The organism is Agarivorans sp. QJM3NY_29, from assembly GCF_050870835.2.
GTDB lineage: Bacteria > Pseudomonadota > Gammaproteobacteria > Enterobacterales > Celerinatantimonadaceae > Agarivorans.
Map to the genome: position 1 here is coordinate 3,330,894 of NZ_CP194036.2, position 19,342 is coordinate 3,350,235.

Below are 19,342 nucleotides of genomic sequence, written 5' to 3' on the forward strand. Positions count from 1 at the left end.
ATGGACACAATGGAATTAGAAAACATCGTTCGCAGTATTATCAGCGAAAAATTTGCGCAAGCGCCAAGCCCAGAATCGAACGACAGCGGAAGCATCGCGCTATTTGATGATGTTGACTGTGCCATTCAAGCAACAAGTCAAGCTTACAAGCGCTACCAACAATGCCCGCTAAAAACCCGTAGTGCGATCATCGATGCCTTTCGCAAAGAGCTTGCACCGCTGATCCCTAAACTATCTGCTGATGCGGCGGCCGAAACCGGCATGGGTTGTAGCGAACACAAGATCCTAAAGAATCAAGCAGCCTTAGATAATACCCCAGGGGTGGAAGATTTAACAACTCAAGCGCTCACTGGTGACGGCGGTATGGTGTTATTTGAATACTCACCTTTCGGTGTCATTGGCTCTATTTCTCCCAGTACCAACCCTACCGAAACCATTATCAATAACTGTATTAGCATGCTGGCAGCGGGCAATACCGTGTACTTCTCGCCTCACCCCGGAGCCAAACAAGTATCACTGTGGTTAATTCAAAAAATGGAAGCGATTGCCTTTAAAGCTTGTGGTATTCGCAATCTGGTGGTGACCACCAAACAGCCGAGCATTGAAGCGACTCAAGCCATGATGGCCCACCCCGATATCGCCTTATTAGCAGTCACCGGTGGCCCAGCGATTGTCGCCTCAGCCATGAAAACTGGTAAAAAAGTGATTGGTGCAGGTGCCGGTAACCCTCCTTGTTTGGTAGACGAAACCGCAGAAATTATTAATGCGGCTCAAAGTATCGTAGCGGGCGCTTCTCTGGACTACAACCTGCCTTGTATTGCAGAGAAATCGGTGGTGGTGGTCGACAGTGTTGCCGACCAATTGATCCAACAAATGCAGGCCTTTGGCGCTTACTTGGTGAGCAAGCCTGAAGATATTCAGCGTTTGCACGATACCTGTTTTAAAGGGACCACCGTGAATAAAGCGTTTGTTGGTAAAAGCCCTGCAGCTATTTTGCAGGCTGCCGGTATTCATTGCCCCGAAAAAGAACCAGAACTGGTAATTTTTGAAGCCGAAGCAAATGACTTATTTGTGCTGGAAGAACAGTTAATGCCAGTGATGCCAGTAGTTCGTGTGAAAGACTTTGAAGCGGGCTTAGCGCTTTCTCTGCGCATTGAAAACAACTTACATCATACCGCGATCATGCATTCACAAAATGTCTCTCGCTTAAACAAAGTTGCCCAGATGATGCAAACCTCTATTTTCGTTAAAAATGGTCCTTCTTACGGCGGGATTGGAGTCGGCGCAGAGGGTTTCACCACCTTTACGATTGCCACTCCAACGGGTGAAGGAACCACTTCGGCAAGAAGCTTTGCTCGCAGTCGTCGTTGTGTGCTGCATAACGGATTTTCCATTCGCTAATTGATGTTAAGAGATAGGCTCATGAAAAAGTTTTCGGTTAAAACTCGGGTATACAGTGGCATTGGCAGCCTCGAATATCTAAAGCGTTTCAAAAATAAAAAGATCTGGATTGTCTGTGATGGCTTTTTAGCCACCAGCCCTTTGTATACACGTTTAGCCGGGTTGTTGGAGCAGCATAATCAGCTCTTTCTATTTTCAGAGATCACTGCCGATCCGGATATCTCGACCATCGTCAAGGGGATCGCTGAACTACAGAAAATACAACCTCAAATCATTATTGGCTTTGGTGGCGGCTCGGCGATTGACGCCGCCAAAGCGATCCGCTTTTTTGTGGAACAAAGCCAGAGCCTGCCTTTGGAAGCTTGCATCGCGATCCCAACGACTAGTGGCACGGGCTCGGAGGTGACTTCGGCAACCGTGATTAGCGACAAGCAAAAAGGGATAAAATATCCACTATTTCATCCCAGTATTTTCCCAACCATTGCGATCCTCGATCCCGAATTGGTGCTAACCGTCCCCGCTGAGATCACCGCCAATACCGGCATGGATGTACTCACTCATGCCATTGAAGCCTATGTATCTAAAGATGCCAACGATTTTGCCGATGCCTTGGCTGAGAAAGCAGTACAAACCATCTTTCAATACTTACCAACGGCCTATGTGAACGGCCAATGCATCGCCACTCGGAACAAGGTGCATAACGCCTCTAGCATGGCTGGTATGGCATTTAGTCAGGCCGGACTGGGACTGAACCATGCTATTGCTCACCAATTGGGCGGTCAGTTTAAGCTGGCGCATGGTTTAGCCAACGCAATTTTACTGCCGCATGTGATCCGGCATAACGCCAAGGACATTCGTGCCCGTAAGCGCTACGCCAGACTGGCGAAACATTGCCAACTCAGCCCCAAATCACTGAACGATATGGCAGCCGTCAATCAGTTGATTTTTCATATAAATCAACTTCTTCAACAGCTTAAAATAAAATCGTCGCTGCGCAAGTTGGGGATCTATGAAAGCAAAGTGAAGGAAAAACTAGCCACCATCATTAGTGCCACCCATGCCGATAGTACACTCAGTACTAATCCTTGTGCGGTGAGCGATAAAGACATTCGACATATTGTAGAGGCGATCTTATGAGTAATGCTTCCACTACGGTTGCTGAAATGACCGACGCCAATCAGCAGATCGTCGAAAAAACGCTTGCTCAAACTAATTCAGAGCAGATGCTAAAACAAGTTCGTCAAGCAGGTATCGTGGGCGCCGGCGGCGCGGGCTTTCCAACTTACGTGAAGCTACAAGCCAAGGCAGAGATCTTCTTAGTGAATGCGGCAGAATGTGAGCCGATGTTAAAAGTAGATCAACAATTAATGGCACAACACCCAGACAAGCTGATCCGAGGACTACTCTACGGGATGTTTCTGACTGGCGCCAAACAGGGCATTATCGCTCTCAAACAGAAGTATCAAGCTGCCATTAATGCACTCACACCGCAACTGCCGGACAACATTCGGATCCACATCTTGCCCGATGTTTATCCCGCAGGGGATGAAGTGATTACCATCTGGTTTGCTACCGGACGGCGAGTGCCACCTGCGGCATTGCCAATTAGCGTTGGGGTATTGGTGAATAATGTGCAAACCCTGATGCAAGTCGCGGATGCCTTGGAACAAGATAAAACCGTGACTCAACGTACTTTAACCGTGAATGGTGCCGTAAACAAAGCACTCACGGTAACCGTGCCGATTGGGATTAGTTTGGCCGAAGTGCTCAATTTGGCTGGAGGCGCGAGCATCGCCAATCCAGCTTACATTGTTGGCGGCCCAATGATGGGCAAAATGATTGAAGATCTCAATCAACCAGTCACTAAAACCACTGGTGGCCTGCTAGTACTGCCGCAAGATCATATTCTCATCCAACGCCAAACCCGGTCTTTAGACGCCATTATGAATATGGCTCGAAATGTATGTGAGCAATGCCGGATGTGTACCGAGCTTTGCCCAAGACACTTGGTGGGCCATGAATTATCACCTAGCGAAATCGTTAAAGCTGTGTGTTATGAAAAAGTGGCGCAACCTTCGGTCTTATTATCTGCATTGACCTGTTCTGAATGTGGTATTTGCGAAGCCTATGCCTGCCCGGTTGAGATTTCACCAATGCGAGTCAATCGGATGCTCAAGCAGCAATTTAGACAACAGGGGATGAAATATGAGGGCGAACTTCATCCAGCAGACCCAATGATTGACTATCGTTTTGTGCCGATTAAACGTTTGGTCTCACGATTAAACTTAGAGGCCTACAATCACGACGCGCCGCTGCAGCCTTTAAACTGGCAGCCTAAGCAAGTCATCATCCCGGTGCAACAACATATTGGGCAACCTTCAACCCCCATTGTTCAGGTTGGTGATAGTGTCAGCCAGGGCCAATGCATCGCCATGCCCGATGAGCAAACCTTAGGCGTCGCCATTCATGCCAGCCTAGCGGGTACCGTTCGTCAGGTTTCGACCAGCAGCATTCACATCGTAGGGGAATAACACATGTATCACGCAATTGGCTTAGTTGAACTCAGTAGTATCGCCAAAGGCATAGAAGCCAGCGACCTTATGCTAAAAAGTGCCAATGTTGAATTATTGTTGGCCAAAACCATCTGCCCCGGTAAATACATCGTATTGGTGGGCGGGGAAATTGGCGCAGTCAAGCAAGCGGTAGAAAACGGCAAACATGCCAGTGGCCATCTTTGTGTCGATAGCTTTGTGATCGCTAACATACACGCTTCGGTCTTGCCTGCCCTGAGTGGGGTGAGTGAAGTGAATCATAAAAAAGCCGTGGGAGTGGTTGAAACCTACAGTGTTGCAGCCTGTATCACCGCCGCCGACAGTGCGGTGAAATCGGCCAATGTACAACTGGTAAGGATCCATATGGCCTTTGGTATTGGCGGAAAGTGCTACATGGTGCTCAACGGCGAAATTGCCGATGTAAAAACCGCAGTGACCTCGGCTTCCCAAGATGCCGGCAGTCAGGGTTTACTGGTACAAAACTGCGTTATACCTAAGCCCGATAAAGCCCTATGGCAAAGCTTGCTATAAACGCAAAAGGATTTCCATCATGCAAAACGATAGCAAAGAGCGCGTCATTCAAGAGTATGTACCGGGTAAACAAATCACCCTGGTGCACCTCATCGCGAACCCCAATAAAATGCTTTATAAAAAATTGGGCTTAAACAATCAGTCTAATGCCATTGGTATTATGACCATCACGCCCAGTGAGGCCGCCATTATCGCAGGAGACATCGCCACAAAATCTGGGGCCATCGAACTCGGCTTTGTCGACCGATTCACCGGTTCGGTGGTGATCACTGGTGATGTCTCATCAGTAGAATATGCCTTAAAACAAGTCATATACACCCTTGGTGACATGATGAAATTCAGTGCTTGCCAACTCACGCGGACTTAAAATGATGCCGAAACGATTGATGTTAATCGGCCAAAGTGAATGTGGCAAAACCACGTTGATCCAAAGCTTACAGCAACAACCACTGCACTATCAAAAGACTCAAACCTTAGACTTTGTGTCGAGTGCCATCGATACGCCCGGTGAATACTTGGAGAACCCACGCCTCTATAGCGCCTTAATCAATGCTTCTTACGATGCTGATGTGATTGCCTTTGTCCAAAGCGCCAGCAACCCCTACAGTATTTTTGCGCCCCAATTTGCCTCCGCTTTTAATAAGCCGGTGATAGGCGTGGTGACTAAAGTTGACACCTTAGCGACCTCTGCCACTGAAGCAGCCCAACAACAACTGGAAAATGCCGGTGTTAGCTGCCTATTTAAAACATCCTCTTACCAGCATGTTGGTATTCACCAACTTCGCCAATACCTCAACTGGAGTTAACGGAAAGAACCATGAAGCACAACATAATCGCGATTAATGCGGGTAGCTCAACCCTAAAGTTTCAACTTTATTCAATGCCAGAAGAGCGGATCATCGCCAAAGGCATGATTGATAAAATAGGCAAAGAAGATGCGCTATTTGTCATGGAATACCATCAACAAAAACTTGAAGCGAACAATATCCAACTCGACGATGCTCAACAAGCCATCGACTATTTACTGGAACAACTATTAAGTCTCAAAATATTGACCGGTTTAGATGACATTGATGGGGTTGGCCATCGAGTTGCGCATGGCGGAGACCATTTCAAGCAATCGGTACGTATCGATCAAGAAGTAATCGCAAAACTCACTGACTTATGTGAGCTAGCGCCGCTACATAATCCAGTAAACCTTGCTTTTATTAAAGCGATGCGCCTGCGTTTGCCCAATTGTAAACAAGTGGCAGTATTTGATACTTCCTTTCATCAAACCATGGCAAAACCGCAATACTTGTATGCGCTGCCTTATCGCTTCTACCAAGAAGACCAAATCCGCCGCTATGGTTTTCATGGCACCAGCCATCACTACGTGAGCCAAGAGTGTGCCAAACAACTGCAACGCCCAGTTGAGCAACTTAAAATTATCAGCTGTCATTTAGGTAGCGGCGCTAGCATTTGCGCCATCGAAAATGGTCAATCGGTAAATACTTCAATGGGCTTTACACCACTGGCTGGGCTTGCCATGGGGACGCGCTGCGGTGACATAGACCCGTCCATTCTGCTTTATATTGCTAAAAAGCATCAACTTAGTCTGGATGAGGTGAATCACATCATGAATAGTGAGTCTGGCTTATTAGGGATCTCTGGGGTGTCCAATGACTGTCGCAGCGTTCAACAAGCTGGCGCGCAGGGCAATCAACGCGCCCAGCTAGCCATCGATATTTTTGTACAGCGGATCCGTGATTTTATTGGGGCTTACATGATTCAGATGGGGGGCGTGGATGTGATCTTATTTACTGGTGGCATCGGCGAAAACTCGGCATCAATACGCCAAGCCGTGTGTCAAAACCTGCAAGCCCTCGGAATGAAGCTAGACCCAGAAAAAAATGCCAGTAGCCAACGCTTTATCCATCAGGCTGATTCAAAGATTGCCTTAGCCGTGATCAATACCAATGAAGAACTGATGATGGCGCGACAAACCATGGCCTTATAAGAACCTAAGATCTTAATACCAGCCAGCCTTTTGGGGCTGGCTGCCAACCTTCACACATCGCTTGAGAGCACGTTTGGCGCTCTGACTTTTTTGCTCACAAAACTTCAACAACAGCGTTTAGGTAAACAGGCATACCTTCCAGCGCCTTGGCATAGCGATGAATCGCAAAAATAAGCATGAGGTTTTAGCCTGTTTTGATGAAAGCATGGCACTTACGACCCAACCGCCGATTCAGCTCCCAGACATTACCAGCACAGTTTGCTAATCCCAGCCCTAGCAGATAGCTTTAGTATCCTTTCACCAACTTGGACAAATAAGGCACATTTCTTAATTTATCTTGCCAAGGCAAGCCGTATCCAACCAGCAAGTCATCATTTGGCATTTCATAAGCAAAATATTGCGGCACCGCGATAATTTCTCGACCCGGTTTAACAAACAGCGTAGCGATGGATAAGGACTTCGCTTTATAGTGATCCGATAAATGCTGGATCAAGCGTTTCATGGTACCGCCAGATTCAATCGCATCATCGATAACAATTACATGCTTGCCTTCAATACAAATATTCTGATGATAAACAATTTTTGAGGCATTACTGCGATCACCGGGTGTATGCGGGCAAGAAATATAATCCATACTCAGCTCAAACATTAACTGCCGCACTAAATCAGCCGTAAATAAAATGCCGCCCGGAACAACGCTGATGATCACCGCATCTTGAAATTGAGCATTGAGTTTACTCGCCACAATTTTAACGCCGTCTTGGATCTGAGCCTCGTTTAATACTAACTCTCCAATATGTTCGCTTTTCATCTGAAGTACGCTCTCTGTTTTATTAGACAGAACTGCAACAATAGCGTTAGGGTTTAGCCCTATGTTATACCTGTCTAACTCATTATCTGTTGATTCTTACTGGCCTAAATCAGCGCTAACTGGGTGATGTATCTTGTCATTAGAGCCACTACTTACAGCTCTTCATGCCTCGTTATCTACAGATTTATTCTGCGCAGCAAGTTGATCATATAATGGATCAGATTGCTATTACCTGAGTAAATTGCTGGGTAAATTCAAATCAGCATCATACAGAAGTAGCCCTCCCATTGATTTTGGAATTGAGTGAGCTATTGATTCGAGAACTTCGCAGGTAATCAATGGAATATGCTCACAGCTCAATCCTTTTGAGTCAATCAACTCAGCTAGAATAGCTTGATGCTCGTTAAATATGTTATGGAAAAATACGCCTAATAGTAAAACGTGCTGGCAATAGTCTCTGTTAGATGCAAGTTTGCTAGCCTCGGTAAACCGTCGAGTAATATGCGCCAATCCATGCATACTGTCTTTATTATCATAGAAGTCTTTTACAGACTTTGAAGTGCAACTCGATCAAACATGATACTCCTATAAAATTAACGCTCAACATCAGGTCATCACAAAGGAACAAAGAAAAAGCAGCCATGGTAAGCTGTATCCAAACCGCTCACTTAAGATTGTCTTATGCTAGGTATCGTTAATCTTTTAGCTACATTTTTATGAGAAATAAGCCATTATTTCAGCGGTTGTCATTTCTTTAGTTTCATTTGAAAAACAGTAGTAACTCGGCCGCATATCACTAAAGTACTGCATATCCATTTCCAGCCCTTCCAATTCAGAGAACAAACCTAGTGACATATTGTATTCACCAGTTTCTTTAAATTTGTAGAACAAGTGAGTACCACACTCAGTACAAAAACCCCGAGATGCCCAAGAGGACGACGCATACATTTTTACTTTATCTTCCCCTTCAATTTTAACTTTCGTACCGCACTTAACAGCAAAGAACGGAGCCCCACCCCAAGTTCGGCATGATTGGCAATGACACACCGTGAATTTAGGATTGATTTCCTCCGCGGTAATTTTTACAGCACCACAAAGACAGCTAGTTTCTGAATGCGACATTTTGATATCTCTAATCAACCAAAGAAAAGGCAGTAATATTAGCAGTAATATAAATAACCCACCATTTACGATGACTATATACGCAGCAGTGGCTCACTTTAAAACCAATCGCTCTGCTGCGAGATGTAGGACACCTCAACGTGTTATGTAGACAAAAATGCCACCCTAAAAATATCGCTCAAACTTTTGATCTGTTTTATAAGCGGGCATAAACACCTCATCTTATTTGAATGAGGTGTCTACTCAACCGGAGCTACGACCAAGTCCGAATTAGCCATTTGTTAGGTTTTTCTTAGATATCCGGGCGCTTTTTCGTGGTTCTCAAACCCCCCGTACTTGACCGAAGAGGGGTAATATTCTGCGGCAAACTGTATTTGTCCCGCGGTGGTTTCACCAGCGACATTTGCGATGAAAGCCAGCATTAAATCTGTGCCAGCGGAAACCCCCGCAGAAGACCAGACATTACCGTCTTGCACGTAGCGCTGTTCAACCACGGTAACATCACCAAGTGCCCGTAAACGTTCCAATGATTGCCAATGAGTGGTTGCCTTTTTGCCAGACAAAAGCCCCGCGGCATGCAGCACAAAAGATCCTGTGCAAACCGATAAAACCGCCTTGCAGTTCTTTGCTTGATTGGCAACGAAATCGATTAGCACCGGGTTATCAACTTCAGTTCGTGTACCTTCACCTCCAGGAATAAGTAAATAATCAAGCGGCGGGCAAGATGAAAATGAAGCATGTGGGTTGATCGACAAACCCTTTGCACAAGTAACGGGGTCAAGCGTTTCATTCACAATGATGCAATTTTCTGGACCGTTGGCATTTTTTCGCCACATCGTGAGCATTTCCCACGGCCCGACAAAATCGAGTTCTTCTACCTGATCAAATACAAGAATGCCAAAATTCATAATTATCTCCTATACATCTAGACATAATGCCCGCTCGAGGTGCTAGCCTCCATATTCGGGGGGTTTAGTTTGAAGCCAGAGCCATGATTCGTGTGCAAACGACTAATCATGTAGGCAATCTGAACAACGATACCATGATTTTCATAGGCTTAGATACGCGCAAGAGATTTATTCAAGTTGCCGAATGACTGAAGCATAGCAGTTCACAAGCTCAGATCTTCGACCGTATTAAATCCAACAAGGCAGGGTTTTAGTCACTACGAAAGTGACGTTCACCAGTTAGAAGCTGAGTATTATTTAGTTATATATGCACTTAGAGGGCTTGGTCGTTTTTCCAAACATGAGTTACGGGACTTTAATTAGATTTTTACGAAAAAAATAAATCATATCGGTGTTAAATTTTTTGTGAAAAGCGGCTCGGTCAAAATTTGGTTTGTCTATACAAAGCTCTGGTAATGTTTTAGCTAACTTGGGGGGACATGTGGTCAAAAAAGAGAAATGGCCTGCATTGGGAACAAGATGGAAAGTTGGCTTCATGGGCAGATTATGCGCGATAGCGGGAACATCTTTTGGGGACACACCATGCCCCCCTTCTTGAGATGCCCAGAGCTCGATTGGCTTAGTGATATGTTTCAAACTGTCTGATGTTGCAAAGATATTGCTCAAAGGATCGGCAATCACATAAGCCATGATCCGAGGATCGCTGCTGGGGGGTAACATAGGTAATTGCTTTATGTTTGCATGGTCACACGTTGCGCCGGTCCTGTCGGAACATGGAATGAGTAGTTTCTCAAAATCAGGAACCGCCCCTGCTAGGACAAGACCGGTATAACCACCACGTGAAAAGCCAAAAAAACCAATAGAATTTGGGTTTATTGATGCTGCGTCTGGTGATGAGGTTAGCATGAAGTTAATGAGCCGTTTGACATCCATCGGGCGAGTAATCAAAGCTTTAAGATTATGAAATCTTGTTTTATTTGTAGATGTATCATCAGGATGGTTGAGTGACACCACTATAAAGCCTGCATTAGCGAGAGCTGTTGCTGTGTCATGATGGCTGAGGCTCGACCCGCCAAACCCATGTGAAATAATAATGAGAGGCAAGTGTTCTCCAGCAACGGGACAATCACGAACCCCAAGAAGAACAAACGGTCCGGCCAGTATTTCACCTGAGGCGCTAGAGCATGGTGACCATTGCACGGCGTTTATTGCAGGGCCTTTGTTATCAGCAGGAACTACTATTTTTTTTATACCAACGGAATGCGCGATGGATGCTGTAAAACAGAGTACAACAGCGAGGAGCATCATTGTAAATTGCATTGCTCTTTCCTAAAGACGATATCCAACCAAGCGAAGTATGGACATCCATGATAAATACGAAGTATGGACATCCATGATAAAAACTATAGGACAGTAACAGTATTAGTGAAGTGAACACAACTGCAATCATTTTACGAAGTATGGACATCCATGATAAAAACTACAGGGACAGTAACAACGTTAGTGAAGTGAACACCACTACAATCATTTAGTTCTGAGGCGATTGTCATGCCGATTAACGGCTAAATTCACAGTAGGTGACTCAGTTTGGTGATTTCTGGGCCAATGTGCGCCTCAGCAAGGTATCACCACCGATACAATACTGATGATTAAGACATAGTTCGCAAGTAAGCTCGCGCCTAAGCGCGATTTAGCAAACGTTTACTGCAACTTAAACCGGCCGTTCGTTGACAAGCGAAGTATGGACATCCATGATAAAAACACAAAGACAGTAACAACGTTAGTGAAGTGAAGTACGAAGTATGGACATCCATGATAAAAACTACAGGGACAGTAACAGCGTTAGTGAAGTGAACACCACTGCAATCATTTAGTCCTCAGGCTATTGTCATGCCGATCAATGGGTAAATTCACAGTAGGTGACTCAGTTTGGTGATTTCTGGGCCAATGTGCGCCTCAGCAAGGCAAGGTATCCCCCCATACAAGGCTGATGGTTCAGACATAGTTCGAAAGTAAGCTCGCGCTTAAGCGCGGTTTAGCAAACGTTTGCTGCAACTTAAACCGGCCGTTCGTTGATGCCCCATATGCCGATGATATTGTCTGAGCAAGCGCTCTTGACCGACTGCGCCAGAAAAGTGCCGTTCAAACTCACCGCTTAAAGTCAGCCACTGTGCTTCATTTATCCCTAAGCGTTGGATGATGGAACTTTCGCCACTGTCGATGTCACCCCGTTTATCTTCTCTTACCATGTGTCCAGTCATATCGACTAACTCAAGGTAGTCTTTCAGCTCAAAGGGTAAGCCTTGGGGCATCGGCTCTCTTGGGTTACCCACAAAGGGAAACAGGTTTGTTGCCTGGGCTTGTTTTAGCTGAGCTGCTTTTGCTCGTCGCTGTACGCTGGTATGGGCAGAGTCCTCTGGTGTGCTCGCCATCTTGGCTCTGATGGGGTTTAGGTCTACGTAAGCCATACACGCCATGAGGGCGGCTTCATCCAAAAGCGCTTGGGATTTAAAGCGTCCTTCCCAAAATCGACCGGTACATTGGTCTTCTTGATTGGCGGCTCGCGCAATGTGTTCGTTTAAATGGCGCATAAACCAGCTTAAGTCATACAGGCGAGTCCGATACACTTCGGCGGTGGCGCGAATGGCTTGTAGTTGCACCTCACTCAACTGCGGACGTAATTCAAGGTTGAGATACATCTGAGTCAGTAAGGTGCCCTGATGCAAGCTATGCCAGCGTTCTAAGACTTCATCCATTGACCAGGCTTCTGCTTGTTGCGGATTAACATGTAGCACGAGGTGGGTATGATTACTCATGACAGCATAAGCACAAACATCAATGGCGAACACCGACGCCAATTTGAGTAGATAATCCTCGACCCACTGGCGGCGGTGCTCATAGCTTTTACCACTTACCTTGTCTTCGCCACACAGAAACGCCCGTCGAACACAACGGGAAACACAATGATAGTAGAGTGTATCCGATAAGCTCACCTGCGAGCGTCTTGACCGAGGCATAATAATAACTCCCCAAATAAACCACTATTGATAGTTTAGACTATTAATAGCGTTTCGTTAGTTGAGGTGGGTGTCATGATTATTCCATAGTGATTAATATTCGTTTCGATTCTCTTGCAACAAGGTAATTCCTTGATTCACCCAATGAAGAAGTTGCTTGATGGCTTTGGATAAAATCTGGTTTTGCCGAACAATGTAACCCAACTCTGTCGTAGGAAAATCAGCTAAAGGTGTGACTAATGACTTGAGATAACGCGGCGTTGATAGTGCAAACTCTGGAACAATAGCCACTCCGAACCCCGCTTCTGCCCAATCAATTTGCGCATCTACGCTGCCAACCTCCATCACTCTATAATTAGTTAAATTGAGCGTAGGTAATGCGTTATCAATGAGATCTCTGGTACGGGTATCATGACCGAGCAAGATCAAGGTTAACTCTTTGTCTTGCTCTGTACCTCGTTCAAACCCAAAGCCTAATGCAACCCACTTTACCTGCTGTAATTCAACAAAATGCAATGGTTGCGTCTGTTTTTGGGAGATAACAAACCCTAGGTCAGCCTCAGCATTTCTAACAAGTTCAGAAGCTTGCGATGACGTGGTATTTAATAACACGATATCGATTCCTGGGTACTCACCTTTAAACAACTTAAACGCTTCAATGAGTAACATACGAGAGATAATGTCGCTGGCCGCGATAGTAATCGTACCTTTATTCAGATCATTGAGAGCATTAAGATCAGCTTGGCAAACCTGTAATTCTTGTAGCGTTCGTTGGCTACTTTCAAGTAAGCGTTCACCCGCTTGAGTTAAGTGGAATGGGCTACGTTCAATGAGCTTAACGCTAGTAGCTTGCTCTAATTGTTTAAGGTGTAAACTGACATTTGGTTGAGTCATATGCAATGCAATTGCAGCGTTGCCAAAATGCTTGCATTCCGCCAACGTAACAAAAGTTTTAAGCCAATGGATATCCAGCATCGTTTCACCTTTTATGTGGGCTAAGCTAAGCGATATGAATATTAATCATATGAAATTATTATCAAGTTAATCACTATAATTAATTTCTCTTATTAGATCGACAAGTTTAAGATGATTTCACAATCAAATCGGAGATATATTATGTCGTCTATTGTCATTGTGGGTGCCAATTGGGGAGATGAAGGTAAAGGCCGTATTGTTGACTTTTTAGCATCAGATGCTTCTGCCAGTATTCGTTTTCAAGGTGGCAATAATGCCGGACATACCGTTGTTAATGACTTCGGCACGTTCAAACTGCACCAGCTGCCAAGCGGAATTTTCAATCCGAACTGTATTGCTGTTCTTGGCCCAGGCATGGTGATTAGCCCAGCGGCACTAACTGAAGAGATTGAAGAAGTTAAGGCAACGGGAGTGGATGTGAATTTGTGTATCTCAGATCGTGCTACCTTGTGTCTACCTCTACATGCACTTGAAGATACATTAGAAGAACAAAGACTCGGTGATGCAGCCTACGGCTCTACTCGTCAGGGTATTGCACCGGCTTACGGCGATCGTGTAATGAAGAAAGGCATTTTAGTTGGTTGGTTGAATCAGCCAGACGTACTAGAGCAGCGAATTCAATTTATGCTAGATTGGAAAATTCCTCAGTTAAAAGCCTTATACCCAGATTGCGATTACTCGCAAAGTGCAGCAGAACTTACGGCATGGTTATTAGACATAACGAAATCTTGGCGTCCATTTATTTGTAACGTCACCGAGCCTCTTAAAGCGCTGCAAGCGACCAAAGCACAGCTATTATTTGAAGCTCAATTGGGCGCTGGCCGTGATCTCGTTTATGGGGAGTACCCTTGGACAACGTCATCAAATGTGACCGCTGCCTATGCCGGTATTGGCAGTGGTTTACCAGCATTGAGGCCAGAGCGTATTATCGCTGTCGCTAAGTCGTTTAGTTCATCAGTGGGTACAGGAACCTTAGTTACAGCGATGGACGAACAAGATAACTTCCGAGAAAGTTCGAATGAGTACGGCGCGGTTACAGGCCGCCCACGAGATATGGGGTACTTTGATGCGGTGGCGACTCGAAATGGGGTTGAACTGCAAGCCGCAACTGAGATTGCATTAACTAAAATAGACTGCTTAAGCGGTATGAAGGACCTTAGAATCTGTATTGCTTACAATGGCGAACACAGTGAAAATCCAATTTGGCCTCAAACTGCAGAGCTGCAACCTGTTTATGAAAAAATGCAGGGGTGGGATGAAGATATCACCGCTTGTCGTACTTTCGAGAGCCTTCCTCAAAGCGCGCAGGATTATATAACTCGCATCGAGGCGTTAATGGGAGTTCCGATCGTCATGGTTTCGGTTGGACCAGAACGAGAGCAAATGATCGTTCGTAGATAACGGTTTATTTAGCTAAGCCGTTCAATAAAAATCTAAGCTAGAACTAGCTATAGTAGCTTAGATTTTTATCTTCTTCGTATTACGACGACTTTAAAACACACTTCTGAATATAAATGAGTTTGGGCAGGAACAAATACCGCGAGTTAACAATGGGTGTCTTAGATATAGCCTTAGATATACACCTTCCATGGAGCTGCGCTTGAGCGAGGGCTTACACTTAAGCATTCATGATATTAACAGTCAGGCCATGCAAATCCATGTGCGGGATGCCAAAGGCGGGAACACCACAATCATGGGTGTCTTATATAATTGCATCTTATATAATTGCATTAGCTTCTGGAGCAGCCAACTTGATCAATCTCCTAGCAAAGTAATTTCCTTTAGATATAATCACATGCAAATTTTTCACATATGAGCACACTATGATAAGGCATGTACAACATTTAATTTACTTAGTCTTAATTATCATCTCATTTAACACAATCGGCGCTTCACTAAAAATTGATGGGCGAGGCTATTGTTCTCCACCTGAACTAGATATAACTAATGGTCAGTATTTTGTTACTTTTTACGCAACATCGGCTTCACTTGAATCTTTATCTCCAGGACACGCATACATCTCTTTATATGCACCAAACGACGCACATAACAATATTTGTGTCCCCGAAAAAGGCTTCGGTCAATACCCTTCCGATAACAAGAGCATCATAGCCATGTTTAAAAAGAGTAATGGAAGCGGTGTTAAACAAGAAAACCTTATGATTATGAAGCCTGCACACCAACTCCAAGTTAGGGTCACTTATGAAACTTACACCAAAGTCCAGCGTTTAACTAAAGAATGGGACGATGCTAAATACGTTCTGGGTGTCAAGGATTGTATTACATTCGTAAACGCAGTAGCTAAATCGACTCCTTGGCTCAATGTACCAGACAGAAAGTTAAATCAACTCCCGTTCGATTATCTCAATAACCTGATTGCTATGAACCAGTAAAGGAAGCTAACGCCTTAATAAGTGGCTGTAACCACTGAATTTACCGAGCTTATCAGGCTCCAAGCCGCAAATGCCCAGCGTTGATAAGTCCACTTAATTAATTTGTAGAACGAAGCCGCTCTGCGGCAGAGTGCATAGCACCTGATATCTCATACTCAATGTGACACGGCCAATCGGTCGTGATGAATCGGAGTATGCAGCATGAACCCTACCCAACAACATCGTTATCATGTTTTATATAAACAAGACCTTACCAATTTAACCTTACAAGGGAAACGACCAGCCACCATTGATGCGTACTCGCGTGCGGTACGTCGGATTTCTGCCCACTTTGACCGCTCCCCCGATACCTTAAGCACCGCTGATTTAAAGGCCTATTTTGCTCAACTGATTAGCAGCCATTCTTGGAGCACCGTGAAGCTAGACCGCAATGGCTTGCAATTTTTTTATCGCTACACCCTCGAGAAACAATGGCAGTGGTTAAACATTGTAAAGCCTCCTCAAGTGAAGCGCTTACCCGATATCTTAAGCCCTGCGCAAGTCGGCTTCGTGATTAGCATGACGTCGCAACCCCGCTATCAAGTCTTCTTCTTGGTGTTGTATTCCATGGGGCTGCGCTTGAGCGAGGGCTTACACTTAAGCATTCATGATATTGATAGTCAGGCCATGCAAATCCATGTGCGGGATGCTAAAGGCGGGAACACCACAATCATGGGTGTCTTATATAATTTAAATGAGTTTGGACTGGAACAAATATCGCTAGTTAACGATGGGGGTCTTGGATAGGCAATTGGCCTCAAACTGCAGAGCTGCAACCTGTTTATGAAAAAATGCAGGGGTGGGATGAAGATATCACCGCTTGTCGTACTTTCGAGAGCCTTCCTCAAAGCGCGCAGGATTATATAACTCGCATCGAGGCGTTAATGGGAGTTCCGATCGTCATGGTTTCGGTTGGACCAGAACGAGAGCAAATGATCGTTCGTAGATAACGGTTTATTTAGCTAAGCCGTTCAATAAAAATCTAAGCTAGAACTAGCTATAGTAGCTTAGATTTTTATCTTCTTCGTATTACGACGACTTTAAAACACACTTCTGAATATAAATGAGTTTGGGCAGGAACAAATACCGCGAGTTAACAATGGGTGTCTTAGATATAGCCATTCGTATTACGACGACTTTAAAACACACTTCTGAATATAAATGAGTTTGGGCAGGAACAAATACCGCGAGTTAACAATGGGTGTCTTAGATATAGCCAGCCAGCACCCCATGCACTGCACAGGCGTGAGTCGAACGAGCTAGCCGAAAGGCGAACAGGATAAGGAGAATGGCAGGGCTTAACATGAGGATGAATACATACAAAAAATAACAGCTTAGCACCATGTATGACAGGTAAAGGCTTAACGCCATTCACCCAGTCTTAGCCAAACTCGCCTTGTAAAAAGTAACAAGGCCTTGGCCCCGCCAACATCAATACCGTTATTTACTATAGAAGGGAGCATCGGGCTTGTTCAACACCCGAATAAGGTGGCGGCTACGCGACACCTATTCTTATTGTATGGATAATTATTAAGAAATATGAGTAAAGTGAGACTCAGGCTTAAGCAGCAACTTAAGCTTCTATTTAATAGCTCGATATTCTTAAGGCTCCTTTCAAAGGCCGATAACAAACGTGAGCATTAAGTGGAACTCCAAGCACCACACTCGAATAGTCTACAGGGTCTAGAACCCGTATTACGCAATATAGAGTCAGCTTATTATGAATACAGTAACAAATAAATGTATTAACGTCGGTGTCGATACAGGTAAAGAACAACTTGATGTTTATATTAGACCCCTCGACATTTTCTTCACTGTCTCCAACGATGATAAAGGTATCAAGCAAGCCATAAAAATCATTCAAAAACACACGCCATTACGAGTCGTGATTGAAGCTACAGGTCGATTAGAAATGCCTTTTATTATAGCTTGTCACAATGCCAAACTACCGTATGTAATAGCCAACCCTGTTCATGTAAGACGTTTTGCAGGCGCTATCGGGCAGAGGGCTAAAACAGACAAACTTGACGCAAAACTTATCGCGCACTACGCCGAAGCTATAAAGCCCAATTTAACGACACTAAAGCCAGATTCTATGCGACTCATGGCAGATTTAGTCATCCGAAGAAACCAGCTTCTTTCGATGCAAACAATGGAAAAAAATCGCATGAAAATTATGCCCTCGCAACTCATTCTGACGATTAAACCTATTTTAACTGCGTTTAAAAATCAGATAGAGAAAATTGAAAGCAAGATTATCAAGCTAATTGAAAGTAACCCTGAGTATCAAGCCAAGAATGAGATATTACAAAGCATGCCAGGAATAGGGAAAATTGCAGCGGCGTCTATCATTAGTAACCTTCCAGAGTTAGGGTTAATAACCAATAAACAAGCCTCATCTCTCGTCGGAGTGGCCCCAATGAACCGAGAAAGTGGCCGCTATAAAGGGCTCAGAAAAATTCAAGGGGGACGAGCTCAAGTAAGAACCGTTTTATACATGGCCATGATGTCAGCCATCCAATGTAACCCCATTTTTAAGAGCACATATCAGAGGCTTTTAGCTGAAGGGAAACCTAAAAAAGTAGCCATCATTGCATGCGTAAGAAAGATGGTAACCATCCTAAACTCAATGCTACGAGATGGCGCCTTATGGGATGCAAAAATAATTTAATCTAACTTATTGACACCATAGTCGTTTGTTATGCGCCAAATAATTTATTAGGGTGTACAACGGCATAACCTCTAAAGTTATTATCATAATTCAGCTTTTGAATTTTAAGAGTAACATTTTCGTATTTAGCAAAGTCTTTTTTTATGATATTTGACATTCTATCTGCATTCTTCATTCCTATTTCTAAAACTGATCCTGACTTATCAGCTTTAGCAAACCCTAATGTTACGTTTCTAGGTAGGTAAAAGTCTAAATAATAAGCTGATTCTCGACTATTTATATTTTCATGAAGCCCAAGTTCATGATCTGTTACTACTAAAACTTGTTTATCATCTCCTATGCTTTCAAAATATTTTCGTGTACTTTCAATGAATAGATGCCAACCAATTCTTTCTCCCTTTGCTTCTTCTAAAACGTCAAACTGATAGTAACCCACTAAAAATTTAAGATTCAAATTTCCTTGGCATTTCTCAAGAGCATTTTTAAAATAAAACAATTCATAGACAGCTGTTGAGCAACTTTTATTCCCTCTGAATATAGAATCATTTGTATCAATAAAATATATCCTTTCGAAATTCTCAAAAGCAAACCTTTCTTGGTTAAAAGAGGGAGTTTCCCCAGAGCCTATAACTGATAGCTTTTTCTCTCTACTTTCTCCTTTGTAACTTCGAATATGTTTAAAGGGACTATCTTTCAGGTTATCGATACCCGAAAGATCACCAAATTTATCGATAGAATAATTTAATTCAATTTCACCATTTTGATTAGTTTCAGTAATAAACTCTATCCACTCTTCTCTTGGATATTCTTTCTTTTTATTAGACATAGTGTAAAACCTCAAACTGGCGCATAACAGTATATTAATATGCAAATTCCCATCTTTCACGCATGCGAAGTTACCACCTATCACGCAGCACAGAAAT

Annotated in this window: 18 protein-coding genes and 1 pseudogene; 12 read left to right on the forward strand and 7 right to left on the reverse strand. The window is 44.1% G+C overall.

Annotation, left to right across the window (positions count from 1 at the left end; genetic code table 11):
• The 7 genes from ACRRS0_RS15145 to ACRRS0_RS15175 are packed head-to-tail and all read left to right on the forward strand — an operon-like array spanning position 1 to position 6,483.
• Positions 1 to 1,401: an aldehyde dehydrogenase family protein gene (locus ACRRS0_RS15145; RefSeq protein ID WP_432452369.1), complete on the forward strand. Its 1,401-nt coding sequence runs from the start codon at positions 1 to 3 to the stop codon at positions 1,399 to 1,401.
• A gap of 21 nt (positions 1,402 to 1,422) precedes the next feature.
• A complete protein-coding gene (locus ACRRS0_RS15150; protein ID WP_432452368.1) occupies positions 1,423 to 2,538 on the forward strand; it encodes a 1-propanol dehydrogenase PduQ in 1,116 nt (371 codons plus the stop codon).
• Positions 2,535 to 3,932, forward strand: coding sequence for a 4Fe-4S dicluster domain-containing protein (locus ACRRS0_RS15155; RefSeq protein ID WP_432452367.1), 1,398 nt, complete (start codon positions 2,535 to 2,537; stop codon positions 3,930 to 3,932). The genes ACRRS0_RS15150 and ACRRS0_RS15155 overlap by 4 nt, the downstream gene beginning before the upstream one ends.
• Before the next feature lie 3 nt (positions 3,933 to 3,935).
• Positions 3,936 to 4,484: a BMC domain-containing protein gene (locus tag ACRRS0_RS15160; RefSeq protein ID WP_432452366.1), complete on the forward strand. Its 549-nt coding sequence runs from the start codon at positions 3,936 to 3,938 to the stop codon at positions 4,482 to 4,484.
• A gap of 19 nt (positions 4,485 to 4,503) precedes the next feature.
• Positions 4,504 to 4,851, forward strand: coding sequence for an ethanolamine utilization microcompartment protein EutS (eutS, locus tag ACRRS0_RS15165; RefSeq protein ID WP_432452365.1), 348 nt, complete (start codon positions 4,504 to 4,506; stop codon positions 4,849 to 4,851).
• Between the two features lies 1 nt (position 4,852).
• Positions 4,853 to 5,290 carry a EutP/PduV family microcompartment system protein gene (locus tag ACRRS0_RS15170; protein ID WP_432452364.1) on the forward strand — a complete coding sequence of 146 codons (438 nt, stop codon included), beginning with the start codon at positions 4,853 to 4,855 and terminating at the stop codon, positions 5,288 to 5,290.
• An 11-nt stretch (positions 5,291 to 5,301) separates the two neighbouring features.
• Positions 5,302 to 6,483 carry an acetate/propionate family kinase gene (locus ACRRS0_RS15175; protein WP_432452363.1) on the forward strand — a complete coding sequence of 394 codons (1,182 nt, stop codon included), beginning with the start codon at positions 5,302 to 5,304 and terminating at the stop codon, positions 6,481 to 6,483.
• Between the two features lie 286 nt (positions 6,484 to 6,769).
• On the opposite strand, the gene ACRRS0_RS15180 is transcribed toward ACRRS0_RS15175, so the two are convergent.
• From ACRRS0_RS15180 to ACRRS0_RS15205, 6 genes are all read right to left on the reverse strand, one after another.
• Positions 6,770 to 7,294 carry a phosphoribosyltransferase gene (locus tag ACRRS0_RS15180; protein ID WP_432452362.1) on the reverse strand — a complete coding sequence of 175 codons (525 nt, stop codon included), beginning with the start codon at positions 7,292 to 7,294 and terminating at the stop codon, positions 6,770 to 6,772.
• Positions 7,295 to 8,008: 714 nt separating this feature from the next.
• Positions 8,009 to 8,416 (reverse strand): GFA family protein, encoded by a 408-nt coding sequence (locus ACRRS0_RS15185; RefSeq protein WP_432452361.1) that lies wholly within the window; start codon positions 8,414 to 8,416, stop codon positions 8,009 to 8,011.
• A 281-nt stretch (positions 8,417 to 8,697) separates the two neighbouring features.
• The gene (locus ACRRS0_RS15190) at positions 8,698 to 9,324 is read right to left on the reverse strand and encodes a DJ-1/PfpI family protein (protein WP_432452360.1); all 627 of its coding nucleotides are present in this window, start codon (positions 9,322 to 9,324) and stop codon (positions 8,698 to 8,700) included.
• Positions 9,325 to 9,669: 345 nt separating this feature from the next.
• A complete protein-coding gene (locus tag ACRRS0_RS15195; protein WP_432452359.1) occupies positions 9,670 to 10,644 on the reverse strand; it encodes an alpha/beta hydrolase family protein in 975 nt (324 codons plus the stop codon).
• Positions 10,645 to 11,348: 704 nt separating this feature from the next.
• Positions 11,349 to 12,341 carry a transposase gene (locus ACRRS0_RS15200; RefSeq protein ID WP_432452358.1) on the reverse strand — a complete coding sequence of 331 codons (993 nt, stop codon included), beginning with the start codon at positions 12,339 to 12,341 and terminating at the stop codon, positions 11,349 to 11,351.
• 93 nt (positions 12,342 to 12,434) lie between these two features.
• Positions 12,435 to 13,316: a LysR family transcriptional regulator gene (locus tag ACRRS0_RS15205; RefSeq protein ID WP_432452357.1), complete on the reverse strand. Its 882-nt coding sequence runs from the start codon at positions 13,314 to 13,316 to the stop codon at positions 12,435 to 12,437.
• Positions 13,317 to 13,457: 141 nt separating this feature from the next.
• On the opposite strand from ACRRS0_RS15205, the gene ACRRS0_RS15210 reads away from it, so the two are divergent.
• The 5 genes and pseudogenes from ACRRS0_RS15210 to ACRRS0_RS15230 all read left to right on the forward strand — a co-directional run bounded on the left by ACRRS0_RS15210 (position 13,458) and on the right by ACRRS0_RS15230 (position 18,419).
• Positions 13,458 to 14,717 carry an adenylosuccinate synthase gene (locus ACRRS0_RS15210; RefSeq protein WP_432452356.1) on the forward strand — a complete coding sequence of 420 codons (1,260 nt, stop codon included), beginning with the start codon at positions 13,458 to 13,460 and terminating at the stop codon, positions 14,715 to 14,717.
• Positions 14,718 to 15,139: 422 nt separating this feature from the next.
• Positions 15,140 to 15,709: a hypothetical protein gene (locus ACRRS0_RS15215; protein WP_432452355.1), complete on the forward strand. Its 570-nt coding sequence runs from the start codon at positions 15,140 to 15,142 to the stop codon at positions 15,707 to 15,709.
• 201 nt (positions 15,710 to 15,910) lie between these two features.
• On the forward strand, positions 15,911 to 16,495 hold the full coding sequence (locus ACRRS0_RS15220) for a tyrosine-type recombinase/integrase (protein ID WP_432452354.1): 585 nt from the start codon (positions 15,911 to 15,913) through the stop codon (positions 16,493 to 16,495).
• A gap of 5 nt (positions 16,496 to 16,500) precedes the next feature.
• Positions 16,501 to 16,698: pseudogene (locus tag ACRRS0_RS15225) on the forward strand (adenylosuccinate synthetase); the annotation flags it as partial.
• Between the two features lie 770 nt (positions 16,699 to 17,468).
• A complete protein-coding gene (locus tag ACRRS0_RS15230) occupies positions 17,469 to 18,419 on the forward strand; it encodes an IS110 family transposase (RefSeq protein ID WP_432452353.1) in 951 nt (316 codons plus the stop codon).
• 28 nt (positions 18,420 to 18,447) lie between these two features.
• On the opposite strand, the gene ACRRS0_RS15235 is transcribed toward ACRRS0_RS15230, so the two are convergent.
• On the reverse strand, positions 18,448 to 19,245 hold the full coding sequence (locus ACRRS0_RS15235; protein ID WP_432452352.1) for a hypothetical protein: 798 nt from the start codon (positions 19,243 to 19,245) through the stop codon (positions 18,448 to 18,450).
• Between the last annotated feature and the right edge of the window lie 97 nt (positions 19,246 to 19,342).

Bases quoted from the DNA above. Each gene is read 5' to 3' on its own strand.
- ACRRS0_RS15155 (WP_432452367.1), top strand. From the start codon at position 2,535: ATGAGTAATGCTTCCACTACGGTTGCTGAAATGACCGACGCCAATCAG.
- ACRRS0_RS15150 (WP_432452368.1), top strand. From the start codon at position 1,423: ATGAAAAAGTTTTCGGTTAAAACTCGGGTATACAGTGGCATTGGCAGC.
- eutS (WP_432452365.1), top strand. From the start codon at position 4,504: ATGCAAAACGATAGCAAAGAGCGCGTCATTCAAGAGTATGTACCGGGT.
- ACRRS0_RS15220 (WP_432452354.1), top strand. From the start codon at position 15,911: ATGAACCCTACCCAACAACATCGTTATCATGTTTTATATAAACAAGAC.
- ACRRS0_RS15160 (WP_432452366.1), top strand. From the start codon at position 3,936: ATGTATCACGCAATTGGCTTAGTTGAACTCAGTAGTATCGCCAAAGGC.
- ACRRS0_RS15200 (WP_432452358.1), bottom strand. From the start codon at position 12,341: ATGCCTCGGTCAAGACGCTCGCAGGTGAGCTTATCGGATACACTCTAC.
- ACRRS0_RS15205 (WP_432452357.1), bottom strand. From the start codon at position 13,316: ATGCTGGATATCCATTGGCTTAAAACTTTTGTTACGTTGGCGGAATGC.
- ACRRS0_RS15190 (WP_432452360.1), bottom strand. From the start codon at position 9,324: ATGAATTTTGGCATTCTTGTATTTGATCAGGTAGAAGAACTCGATTTT.
- ACRRS0_RS15210 (WP_432452356.1), top strand. From the start codon at position 13,458: ATGTCGTCTATTGTCATTGTGGGTGCCAATTGGGGAGATGAAGGTAAA.
- ACRRS0_RS15195 (WP_432452359.1), bottom strand. From the start codon at position 10,644: ATGCAATTTACAATGATGCTCCTCGCTGTTGTACTCTGTTTTACAGCA.
- ACRRS0_RS15230 (WP_432452353.1), top strand. From the start codon at position 17,469: ATGAATACAGTAACAAATAAATGTATTAACGTCGGTGTCGATACAGGT.
- ACRRS0_RS15235 (WP_432452352.1), bottom strand. From the start codon at position 19,245: ATGTCTAATAAAAAGAAAGAATATCCAAGAGAAGAGTGGATAGAGTTT.
- ACRRS0_RS15170 (WP_432452364.1), top strand. From the start codon at position 4,853: ATGATGCCGAAACGATTGATGTTAATCGGCCAAAGTGAATGTGGCAAA.
- ACRRS0_RS15145 (WP_432452369.1), top strand. From the start codon at position 1: ATGGACACAATGGAATTAGAAAACATCGTTCGCAGTATTATCAGCGAA.
- ACRRS0_RS15180 (WP_432452362.1), bottom strand. From the start codon at position 7,294: ATGAAAAGCGAACATATTGGAGAGTTAGTATTAAACGAGGCTCAGATC.
- ACRRS0_RS15185 (WP_432452361.1), bottom strand. From the start codon at position 8,416: ATGTCGCATTCAGAAACTAGCTGTCTTTGTGGTGCTGTAAAAATTACC.
- ACRRS0_RS15175 (WP_432452363.1), top strand. From the start codon at position 5,302: ATGAAGCACAACATAATCGCGATTAATGCGGGTAGCTCAACCCTAAAG.
- ACRRS0_RS15215 (WP_432452355.1), top strand. From the start codon at position 15,140: ATGATAAGGCATGTACAACATTTAATTTACTTAGTCTTAATTATCATC.